The sequence below is a fragment of the Streptomyces sp. Ac-502 genome (genome assembly GCF_045222935.1).
Lineage (GTDB): Bacteria > Actinomycetota > Actinomycetes > Streptomycetales > Streptomycetaceae > Streptomyces > Streptomyces monomycini.
Genome location: NZ_JBHFFO010000001.1, coordinates 3,122,272 through 3,132,693 on the forward strand (window position 1 = coordinate 3,122,272; position 10,422 = coordinate 3,132,693).

Sequence of the window (10,422 nt, forward strand, 5' to 3'; positions counted from 1 at the left end):
CGGCCGGCTCGGGGTGCGTCGCCGCCGCCAGGCTCGCGAACGCCTTGTCGTTCAGCGGCACGCCCGTCCGCAGCGACAGGCCCGCGTCGTCGGGAATGGGTGCGGAGACGTTGAAGCCGAGGGTGTTGCGGTCGGTCCCCAGGCCGTCGAGCCCGCTCACGACGTCCCGTGGCGAGTGGGTCGTGCCGTGTCCCGGGTCGACGGGTGCCAGCGGGTCGCGGGAGAGTCCGGTGGCGGAGTTCTTCGTCAGGTGGTCGTCCCGGCGGTCGGCCCAGTGCAGGCCGCTCTTGACCCTCCTGGACGTCTGGGGGTCGAAGTCCGTGAACGAGTCGCGGCCGAACATCCGGCCCATCGCCTGCCGGACGTCGTTGTGGTCCTGCGGCAGCGCGGGCCGTTCCCCGAACATGCCCTCCATCATCCGGGACAGGTCGGTGGGGGTGGCCGCGCCCTCGAAGTCGGTCACGAAGGGCACGCCGCGGTCCGGCAGCGTGATGGTGTGCGCGGCGATCAGGCGTTCCGCCTGCCGGGTCGCGATGGCGTTGAGTTCCCCGGAAGTGAGCAGCCGGCTGACCGCGTCGATCTCCGGTGTGCTGAGCGGTCCGTCGCCGCCGCCCGGGCCGCGGGCGGCCAGCCGCTGTCGTACGGCGTCGATCTGCCCGGCCGTCGGTGTCTCGACGTCGGTGCCGTACGCCCGGTCGTACGGGCGCTGGGCGACGGCCTCGATCTCCCGGTCGGTGAGCCGGTGGACGAGGGAGTCGCCGGGGAAGGCCGAGCGGTCCAGTACCGGCAGGGTGCGGTCGAGTTCCCAGGCGTTGAAGGAGTTCAGGGTCTCGGCCAGGCCGTTGAACTCGCTGGTGCCGGCGCTGAACCTGATGGGCTGCCAGCCGGGGCCGACCCGGTCCAGCAGGGTCGCGGCGGCGTCGGTGAAGAGGTTGGGTTCGGGCGAGTAGGGCAGCAGCGGGTGGATACGGGCCAGGCGGACGCGGGCCCGCATGTCCGCGCGGACGGCGATGTCGAAGGCGGGCAGGTCGGCCTCGGAGACCGTGTGCGGCGGCCCGACGTCCTTGCCCTTCGCCACGGCTTTGGCGTGCTCGTCGGCCAGGCGTTTGTTGGTGTCCTCGATGAGCTGGGCGGTGTCGGCGCCCGGCACGTTCCCTCGGGCAGGCGGTAGCCGCCGGACATGGTCAGGGGGCGCAGCGGCGGGATGCCGTCGCCGCCCATCTCGAACTCCTTGACGAAGTGCTGGAAGACGTGGTCGCCGCTGGGCACGAGCCGCTGGTAGGTGTCGAAGTCCATGAAGGAGAAGTACGGGTGCGCCGGCTGGTGCGGGTCGTACATCATCGAGCGGACCAGGTACCGGCTCGGCGGGCTGGTCATGGTGACGTTGCGGATGGTGCCGAAGGGGAAGTCCTTGCCGGTCCAGCCGATGCCGACCGCGGCCACCGGGTAGGGCACGTCCAGTCCGTCGAGCGCGCCGCGGACCGCGGCGTTGACGTCCGCCATCTTGTCCGCGCGGCCGTTCACGCCGATCACCACCGCGAACTTGCCCCGGTACTCGTTGTTCGGGTCGGCGGTGATCGCCGTGAGGAAGTCCCGCAGCCGCCGGCGTCCCGCTTCTCCGGCGATGTCACTGGCCCGGACGACGGTGTTCACCACGTACGCCATCGGGTTCTGCCGGTCGAGGCTGGCGTGGATCCAGTTCGTGTACTGGTCCGGTGTCAGCGGGCGCTGCCCGAATCCGGGCAGCCGCTGGAAGGCGCCGTTGACGGTGACGTCGCCGCGGGTGACCTGGTTGCCGAGGTTCGGCACGTCCTGCTGCCATTGCAGGTCGTGCGGCAGCGGTCCGGCGGTCGGCGGGCCGCCGTGGCCCAGGTCGCCGTAGGGTCCGGTCCCGTCCATCGGGTCGTCGCCGTGCGGCGTCGGGGTCGCGTCGTCGCCCGCGCCGGCGGGTGCGGGCGCCTCCGTCATGTCCAGGTCGTCGGCGTGGTGCGCGGACGGGCCGCCGGCCACGTCCAGGTCGTCGAACGCCTGGGTGAGGTTGGTGTGCCGGGACGGCGCGCCGCCGAGCGGGCCGACGTACTCGCCGCGCTGCGCGCGGTCGACGGCGATCGCGTGGTTGGCGTCGTCGATCTGCCGCTGGATGGCGTTCGGGTCCATGCCCAGCTCGTCGAGGCGGGTCTGCGCGTGCTGGAACTCGGCGCGCTTGACGCCCAGGTCGTCGAGGGCGCCGACGGCCGCGGCGGACGGCTTGGACGGGCCGGGCTGCCCGGCCCTGGGCACCAGTCCGTCCACCTTCTGCTGAGCACGCGCCAGGTCGGTCGACGCCTGCTCGTACTGCTGCCAGGCGCCGAGCCGCAGGTCGGCCTCCGGCCCGCCCGAGCCGCCGGTGATGATGTCGTGCCGGACCGCGGAACGCTCGCCGATCCCGGAGCCGGGCTCGAAGCCGAGCCGCGCGGGCGGCGCCGCGTTGCTCACGTCCCAGTGTCCGGAGTGCGGGCCGCCGTGGTCCGGGACCCAGGTCAGGTAGAGCGGCGGGCCCGGTTTGCGTGCCGTGACGTCGACCGTGTGGACGGAGCCGTCCGCGCCCCGGATCTCCAGGGGACGGTTGAGCGCCTGGGCGTAGCGATCCAGCATAATCTGCTCGATCGGGCTGATGTCCGACACATCCGGGTCCAGGCGCCCGGTGACCAGCCGACCGGTCAGCGCGCGGCCGTCGAGGCCCCGCGTGTAGGTGTCGTTGACCAGGTCCTCGAAGCCGTTCTTGCCTCCCATCTGCCGCTGCACCTGCGTCAGCAGCGTCGGGGCGTCCGGGATCGCGCCGGGCGTGATCCGGCCCGCCTTCGCGCCGGCGGTGGGCGGGGGCGGCTCCGGGAGGGCTCGCAGCAGCGAGTCGTTCGGCAGGCCGCCCTGGGGCAGGAGTTCGGCGATCACGTAGTTGTGCAGCCGCTTGTACGCGGCCTCCTCGGTGGCGGTGACCATCGCGTGGCCGAGGAACCGCTTCTCCGCCGGCACGATGCCCACCACGAGCCCGTCCGCGCGGCCCGGTACGTGGATGGAGATGTGCAGGCCGAGGGTGTTGGCGTCGCCGCCCAGCCCGGCGCCCAGCCGGTCGAGGGTGGCCCGGGGGTGCTCGTTGAACTCGGGCCGCTGCCCGTTCACGCCGATGGGCTTCAACGGGTCGTCCGTGTAGCCCTGCTCGGGGACTTCCCCTTCAGCAGGTCCTCGCGCATCTTTCCGATCTTCGTGCCCTTGGTCCACGACAGACTCGGGTCCAGGTCGAAGTCCGCCCGGGCGAAGACGTGCTCCACCACGTTCTTCGGGGTCAGGTGCTCCTGCGGCATGTTGCCGACGCCGCCGGCCTTGCCGTGCTTGTAGTAGCCGGACATCAGGCGGGACAGGTCGGTGGGGACCGCGCCGTTCACGAAGTCGGCGACGAACGCGGTGCCGCGGTCCGGCAGCGCGGAGTTGGCGGCGGCGATCTCGCGCGCGACCGCGTTACCCGGCACGTCCGGCAGGGTCTGGTCCAGTTCCCAGGCGTTGAAGTGGTTGAGCCGCTCCCGCAGGCCCTTGTACTCGCCGGTGCCGCCGCCGAACCGGACCGGCCGCCAGTCGCCCGCGCCCAGCTTCACGTCGTCCACCATGGTGGCGGCGGCGTCCACGAAGAGGTTCGGCTCGGGCCCGTACGGCAGCAGTCCGTGGTAGTCGGCCATCAGGGCGCGGATGCGCATGTCGGAGTCGACGACGGACGCGAACTTGTCCACGTCCTGCTGGGTGAAGACCATCCCGTCGGGGGTGTCATCGCGGGTCTTGGTCGCCTTGATCAGGTCCTCGACCGAGCGGTCCACCGCGACGCCGTCGACGATGACCGTCTCGCCGGTCTTCCCCGGCACCCGGTAGCCGCCGGTCATCACCAGCGGGCGCAGCGGCGGGGTGCCGGGGACGTCCGGCACCGTCACGGAGTCGCCGGACCCCTTCGCCGCGGCTCCCGGGTCGTCGGGGAGCTTCTTGGCCCAGTCGTCCACGGCGCCGCCCTCGCCGAGGTTCAGCTCCCGGTCGAAGTGGTCGAAGACGTGCCGGCCGCTGGGGACGGTGTGCTCGTACACGTCGAAGTCCATGAAGGCCCAGTACGGGTGGCTGGGGCCGGCCGCTCCGCCGCCGTGCATCATCGAGTGCGCCATCGACCGGGCCGCCGGGCTGGTCATGGTGAGGTTGCGGATGGTGCCGTACGGGAAGTTGTCGCCGTAGAAGGTGGTGGCCACCATCGCCAGCGGGTGGTCGAAGTGCGTCGAGGCGAGGGCGTCGTCCATCGCGCGGTGGATGGCGGCGAGGTCCTCCAGCTTGCCGTTGACGCCGATCACCACGCCGAGGCGGCCGTCGTAGCCCTCCAGGCCGCGGGTGATCGAGTTGAGGAAGTCCTGGAGCTTGCCGCCGCCGATCTCGCTGTACGAGACGATGGTGTTGACCACGTAGGACAGCGGCCGGCCCTCCCCGTGCTCGCCCGCATCCAGCTCAGGTAGTCGCCGCCCGTGAGCGGCTGGTGGCCCGCGAACGGCATGTCGCGGAAGGACTGGTTGACCATGGTGCGGCCCGCGGCGTGGGTGCCGGGCTCGGGCCACAGGGCGCGCGGGGCCCGCGGGTCGGGGGACCAGTCGTGCGGCCCGACCGGCAGCGGGTCGCCGCCGTGCGGGGCCGGCGCGCCGCCGAGCGGGCCGACGTACTCGCCACGCTGCAAGCGCTCGACGGCGATCGCGTCGTTGGCGTCGTCGATCTGCTGCCGGATGGCGTGGGGGTCCATGTCCAGTTCGCCGAGACGGGCCTCGGCGTCGTCGAACTCGGCGCGCTTGACGTTCAGGTCGTCGAGCGCGTCGACGGCCGCCGCGGACGGCTTGGACGGGCCGGGGTGGCCCGCCCCGGGCACCAGCCGGTCCACCTTGCCCTGGGCCCGGGCGAGGTCGAACGAGGTCTGCTCGTACCGCTCCCAGGCACCGAGCCGCAGGTCGGCCTCCGGGCCGCTCGCGCCACCGGTGACGATCTCGTGCCGGGCCGCGGCCCGGTCGCCGATGCCGGAACCGGGGGTGTGGCCGAGGCGGTCCTGCGCCGGGGGCGCGGGAGGTGCGTCTCGGGGACGGGCCCGAAGTCCGCGGAGTCGGCGAAGTCGGCCTTGGCCTTGCCCTTGTCGATGGTCGGAACCGGCTCGAAGTCCGCGTTGCCGGCTCTGCCCTTGCCCTTGTCGACATGCGGGACGGGCCCGAAGTCCGCGACGTCCGCCGCTGTGCCCTTGCCCTTGCCCTTGCCGGCCATCGGGACCGGCTCGAAGTCCGTGGAGCCCGCGGTGCCCCTGCCCTTGTCGACCGCCGGGACCGGCTCGGCGTCCGCGAGGTCCGCCGTGCCCTTGCCCTTGTCGACCGCCGGAACCGCCCGCGTCTCCGGCTGCGGGTGCGGTCGCGGTCCGCCGCCGAGGCCGTGTTCGCCGAAGATGCCGCCGGTGAGGGCGTTGATCTGGGTGCGGGTGCGCGTGGCGTCGATGCCCAGTTCGTCCAGCTTGGCCTCGGCCTTGGCGACCTCGACGCGCTGGATGCCCAGGTCGTCCAGGGCCTCGGTCAGGGCGGGCGAGGGCTTGCCCGCGGTCACGCCGGGCGGCGGCGTCAGCTCGTCCACCTTGCGCTCCGCCTTGCCGAGCTGCGACAGCGCGTTCTCGTACCCGGCCCACGCGTTGAGCTTGGCCCCGGCCTCCGGGCCGACCGAGCCGCCCAGGATCAGGTCGTTGCGGACGCGCAGGCGGTGGTTCATGGCCGCGGCGCCGGAGAAACCGCCGAAGCGGCTGCCGGGGGCGCGGTGACGGTGCCGGGCCCCTTCGCCCCGGGCGCGGGGGTGGGCGTCTCGGCCTTCGGCGCGGGTACGGGCGTCGGGGCGGGCGCGTTGTCGGTGGCCTTAACGGCGGCCGGTATGCCGGCCACGGCCTCGTCCTCCGCCTTCGCGGGGCCGCCCGGGTGGGCGATCAGGTCGAGGGCGCTGTGGTCCGCGGGGCCGGTGGCGCCGCGGGCGCCCGCGCCGTCCAGGTCGGGGAGGGCGGACACGCCGGAGGGGCTGTTCGAGGTGGCGCTGTGGCCAGCGGACGGGACCGGCTTGCGGTCGCCGGTGTCCAGCAGGCTCATCGCCATGTCGTGTTCATTGACGGCGGGTTGGGGCGTCGCCTTGGTGGTGGCGCCCGCGCCGGCTCCGGGTGCCGTGCCGGTCTTGAATTCCGGAGTCTTCAGCCGCATCGGGTCGTTGACCCCGACCGATGCCGGTACGTCGGCGGGGGCCTTGGCGAGGTTACGGGGTGGGGGTACGGCGCCCGCGAGGAGCGGGACGTCGCCCTGCGCGCCCACGCCCGTCGGCCGGATCGTTTCCGCACCGCCGTGCACACCCGGCACCTGCGTGGTGCCGGGCACGTGCTGCGTACTCGTCAGATTGCCCGTCAGGTTCTGCGGGGGCTCGTCGTGACGGGCGTGCCCGGTGCCGTGGCCGCCAGGTGATCGGCGGTGATCGTACGAGGGGCCGCGTCACCGATGCGGAAGCTGATGCCGTCCCCGTGGAAGGCGGTGACCGCGACGTCGCCGTTGGCCAGCGCGGTCAGCTCGGGGAAGGTCATGTCCTCCAGGGCCTCGCCGTGCCCGATCGCGCCGCGGGCCATGGAGTGGCCGTCGCCGATGCCGTGCACGAAGGTGTTCTCGAACGAGGTCTCGGGGACGTGGACGCTGGTGCTCTCCGGCACGTGCCCGAGCACGCCGGACGAGCCGTGGGCGTCCTTGAGCAGGTCGATGGCGGTGTTGCCGGACAGCAGCAGGTTGTTGTCCAGGCGGATGTGGCCGGCCGCGAAGTCCGTCTGCTGGATCAGCTGGGTGGCGCCGGCGCCGTGCACGTCCGGGACGCTCAGGCCGTTGTCGAGCGTGGTCATGCCCGGCATGTGCAGGTCGGGGGTGGCGATCAGTCCGGGCTGGTCGAGGTGTGCGCCGGTGTGGGGAGGGAGCCGCCGGGCACGGTGATGCCGTGCGGCATGTTCACACCGGTGTGCGGCACGGTGACGCCGGTCGGCACGGTGATTCCGGTCGGCGCGGTGATCCCGTTCGGCATGTTCACGCCGACGTGCGGGACGTTCCCCAGCCCCTTGACCCCGAACCCGCCCAGGTTGCCGGGGATGTTGAGGTTCAGTCCGCCGTGTCCGAACGAGCCGATGCCGTTGGGCATCAGGTTGCCGACACCGTTGAAGTTGAACGTCCCCAGGCCGCCGGGCCGGAACGCGCCGAGCCCGTCCAGGTGGAGCCCGCCGATGTTGTTCGGGACGAGGGCGCCCGGGAACCTGGTGAGTCCGCCCGGCGACACGGAGGGGATGTGCACCCCGGGGAAGGAGACGCCGCCGAAGCCGCCGGGGACGAAGTGCAGGGCCGACAGATCGACGAAGCCGCCGGGCACGAAGTGCACACCATTCCCGCCGACGGGCCGGAACGGCGCCAGCGCGCCGAAGTCACCGGTGTGGACGCCGCCGGCCAGCGCCGCGTCCGTACGTCCCGCGTTGGCCAGCAACTGGTGCAGATCCGGCTGCTTGATGCCCAGCACACGCTCGGCGAAGGCGAGCCGCGCGGCGCCGCCGAAGCCCAGCACGCCCATCTCGGTGAAGTCCAGGGGCACGACGGTGGCGATGCCCGCCCGCCCGAGCCGCTCGAAGTTGATCTTCGCGTACGCGCCGACCTTGCCCCAGTTGCCGTCGATGTGTCCGGTGAACTTCGCCCAGTCCTTGACGACGGTGCCCGCCAGCGACTCCCAGCCGCCCTTGGCGAAGTTGCCGAGGCCCTTCACGCCGTTGACGACGTTGAAGGCGGGGGCCGCGTGGATGCCGAGCACGATCGGCGCCACCACGATCTTCGGCATGTTGTGCAGCGAGGAGAAGTGGCCGATCTCCTTGATGATGTTCTTCCCGGCGCCCGCGATGCCCTCGACGCCGCCCTTGAGGACGCTGCCCAGGCCCTTGAGGATGGAGCCGACCGGCAGGGCCTTGGTGGTGGGGAAGAGCACGCCGAGGAAGGCCAGGCCGAGCTCCAGGCCGCTGGCCTTGCCCTGGCTGAAGTCGACGATGGTCTTGATCAGCAGGACCGCGTTCATGCCCCAGGCGAGGATCGCGAGCACGCCGCCGGTGAAGATGGCGATGACCGACAGGATGATGGTCAGCCACTGGAAGGCTTCCCAGAACAGGTCGCAGTCGCTGACCGGCTGGACCATCAGCGACCCGGCGGAGGTCAGCGACTTGTCCAGGGTGCTCGCCGCGGTGCTGAGCGCGGACTGCGCGTCGTCGGCCCGGTCCTTGTGGGTCTGGAGCTGCGGGTCGTCCTTGTCCAGCCCCTGGGCGGCGGTGAGCGCCGCGTCGGCGTCGGCCTGCGCGTCGGTGACGGCGGTGGCGTACTTGCGCAGCGCCGCCTCGGCCTGGTTGAAGGAGTCCGACACATGGCCGACGAAGTTGTGCAGGTGGTCGTCGACCATGTCGCGCAGCTGGTCGGCGGTCTTGCCGATGAAGCGCTGTCCGTCGCCCGCGGTCTGCTGGAGCGCCTTGAGGCCGTTGTTGATGGTGCCCGCGTGCGTGGCGAGGTCGCGCATGGCGTCGGCGATGGTGGTGATGGCGGCGGCGTCACCCGGGGTCGGGTCGCCGTCGAGGCCGAGGGCCCCCAGTCACCGGGACGCGTAGCCAAGCCTCTTCCCTTCGTGCAGCAGACCGTTCACAGGTGTCACGGCCGGCGCGCTCGGCGCATCCGGATCATGGGACACCACACCTACGTTTACGTATCTGCGGGGTGATCGGTTCACTGTGTGAACGACATCACTTCGGGCCGCTTCCGCGGATCAGGGGTGAACCGTTCCGCTTCCGCTTGCGTTTGACCATGTGAGACGTGAAGTGATCTCCGAACCGCGCGAGGGGTGTGACCGTGTCCGACATAGCCGTTGACTACGAGCTGCTCAACGATGTCGCGCAGAAGTCCGGCAAGCTGAAGGACGAGGTCAAGCAGGCCCGCGAGAGCAAGCAGGAGTACTCGGTCGACGAGGTCGGCTCCCGGGTGGCCGTCGCGGCGATCCGCAAGTACTACTCGACGTGGAAGGGCTCCTTCAAGCGCTCCGAGGAGAAGCTGGAGAAGCTGAAGAACCTCTACGAGGGCGTCGCGAAGAAGTGGGCCGACTGGGACTTCGACCTGGCCAACAAGGCGGCCAAGCAGAGCGCCCAGATCTCCGCCGACCTGTGGAAGGCCCGCGACAAGGAGTGGAACGCCTGGCACGACGCGGTCGAGAAGGCCAAGAAGGAGCACCCGGACCTCGACCCGAAGCTGCTGCCGGAGGAGCCCGACAAGCCCGGTGAGCGTCCCCACGAGTGGACCACCGACGACGGGCACGGCAACAAGACCACGACGACGTACGAGTACGGGCCGGACGGCGAGCCGACGAAGGTCACCACGACCATGGAGACCAAGACCGGCCTGAAGGCGACCGACACCACGAACTACCACGACGACGGTACGTACGACTCGAAGTCGACGGACGTCTTCGGCAACGTCACGAACACCACCGGCACGTCCACGAAGACCGAGACGCCGGAGCACAAGACCACCACGGACGACTTCAACAGCAAGACGAAGGACACCGAGGGCAACGAGAGCACGACCACCGGCACCACCACCTCGGTCACCGACCAGAAGACCGGTCACCGGGACACCAGGACCACCTACACCACCGTCGGTCCCGACGAGGACGGCAACGAGCAGACGGTGAAAGGTACGACCCACTCCTCCGTCGAACTCAACGGCCACGAGGTGACCACCACCATCGAGGTCAACGAGGACGGCAGCGGCACCAAGACCGTGGTGACCGACGGCAAGACGGAGGAGTGGACGAGCGACGACGCCGAGGGGGACACCGGCTGGAAGCCGAAGAAGTCCGACGACTGACGGCCTCCTCCCCGGCCCGCCGCGCCCCGGACCCCGTCCGGATCCGCACCCATCCCCCTACCGATCCAGGGAGTCAGCACCATGCCCGCAGGCAACATCAACATCGACTACAACGAGATCCAGCGCGTCTCCGGCGTGATGAACCAGGCCGTCAACGACATCAACCCGCTGCTGCTGAGCACCAAGACCTCCGTCGAGGGCCTGCTGGACAACGGCATGTTCATGCAGCAGAGCAGCCCGGCGCTGAAGGAGTCGTACAACAACCTCACCGCGTCGCTGCAGAAGGCCGTGGAGAGCATCAACTCCTTCGCCAGCCAGTTCAACCAGATCAAGAACAACATCGAGAAGATGGACGCGGACATCGCGGCGGGCACCAAGAAGGCCGGCTGACCTTCCGTACGTACGACGGTGCCCCGCCGCCGGACCTCTCGTCCGGTGGCGGGGCACCGTCGTG

General features: G+C 71.1%; 9 protein-coding genes. 2 read left to right on the forward strand and 7 right to left on the reverse strand.

The genetic code is table 11. The annotated features are described in order from the left end of the window. Positions 1–822 precede the first annotated feature (822 nt). Genes ACEXOX_RS14050 through ACEXOX_RS14080 form a run of 7 tightly spaced genes read right to left on the reverse strand, consistent with a single transcriptional unit; the run spans position 823 to position 8,631 of the window. Positions 823–3,174, reverse strand: a complete 2,352-nt coding sequence (locus ACEXOX_RS14050; protein WP_406520901.1) for a hypothetical protein — start codon at positions 3,172–3,174, stop codon at positions 823–825. Then, on the reverse strand, positions 3,171–4,466 hold the full coding sequence (locus ACEXOX_RS14055) for a hypothetical protein (protein ID WP_406520902.1): 1,296 nt from the start codon (positions 4,464–4,466) through the stop codon (positions 3,171–3,173). The genes ACEXOX_RS14050 and ACEXOX_RS14055 overlap by 4 nt, the downstream gene beginning before the upstream one ends. Continuing rightward, the gene (locus ACEXOX_RS14060; protein ID WP_406520904.1) at positions 4,355–4,918 is read right to left on the reverse strand and encodes a hypothetical protein; all 564 of its coding nucleotides are present in this window, start codon (positions 4,916–4,918) and stop codon (positions 4,355–4,357) included. Before ACEXOX_RS14060 ends, ACEXOX_RS14055 begins: the two co-directional genes overlap by 112 nt. Continuing rightward, entirely contained in the window at positions 4,849–5,790 is a 942-nt protein-coding gene (locus ACEXOX_RS14065; protein ID WP_406520905.1) for a hypothetical protein, read from the reverse strand. Before ACEXOX_RS14065 ends, ACEXOX_RS14060 begins: the two co-directional genes overlap by 70 nt. Beyond that, positions 5,787–6,434, reverse strand: a complete 648-nt coding sequence (locus ACEXOX_RS14070; RefSeq protein WP_406520907.1) for a hypothetical protein — start codon at positions 6,432–6,434, stop codon at positions 5,787–5,789. Before ACEXOX_RS14070 ends, ACEXOX_RS14065 begins: the two co-directional genes overlap by 4 nt. Positions 6,435–6,460: 26 nt before the next feature. Beyond that, positions 6,461–6,940 carry a hypothetical protein gene (locus ACEXOX_RS14075; RefSeq protein ID WP_406520909.1) on the reverse strand — a complete coding sequence of 160 codons (480 nt, stop codon included), beginning with the start codon at positions 6,938–6,940 and terminating at the stop codon, positions 6,461–6,463. Positions 6,941–6,969: 29 nt separating this feature from the next. After that, entirely contained in the window at positions 6,970–8,631 is a 1,662-nt protein-coding gene (locus tag ACEXOX_RS14080; RefSeq protein WP_406520911.1) for a hypothetical protein, read from the reverse strand. Positions 8,632–8,957: 326 nt separating this feature from the next. On the opposite strand from ACEXOX_RS14080, the gene ACEXOX_RS14085 reads away from it, so the two are divergent. Both ACEXOX_RS14085 and ACEXOX_RS14090 read left to right on the forward strand, forming a co-directional pair. After that, on the forward strand, positions 8,958–9,968 hold the full coding sequence (locus ACEXOX_RS14085; protein ID WP_406520912.1) for a hypothetical protein: 1,011 nt from the start codon (positions 8,958–8,960) through the stop codon (positions 9,966–9,968). Between the two features lie 81 nt (positions 9,969–10,049). Beyond that, positions 10,050–10,358, forward strand: a complete 309-nt coding sequence (locus ACEXOX_RS14090) for a hypothetical protein (protein WP_406520914.1) — start codon at positions 10,050–10,052, stop codon at positions 10,356–10,358. The last annotated feature ends 64 nt before the right edge of the window (positions 10,359–10,422 follow it).

Coding starts and splice junctions, on each gene's coding strand:
- ACEXOX_RS14065 (WP_406520905.1), bottom strand. CDS start 5,790: ATGAACCACCGCCTGCGCGTCCGCAACGACCTGATCCTGGGCGGCTCG.
- ACEXOX_RS14075 (WP_406520909.1), bottom strand. CDS start 6,940: ATGACCACGCTCGACAACGGCCTGAGCGTCCCGGACGTGCACGGCGCC.
- ACEXOX_RS14080 (WP_406520911.1), bottom strand. CDS start 8,631: ATGCGCGACCTCGCCACGCACGCGGGCACCATCAACAACGGCCTCAAG.
- ACEXOX_RS14090 (WP_406520914.1), top strand. CDS start 10,050: ATGCCCGCAGGCAACATCAACATCGACTACAACGAGATCCAGCGCGTC.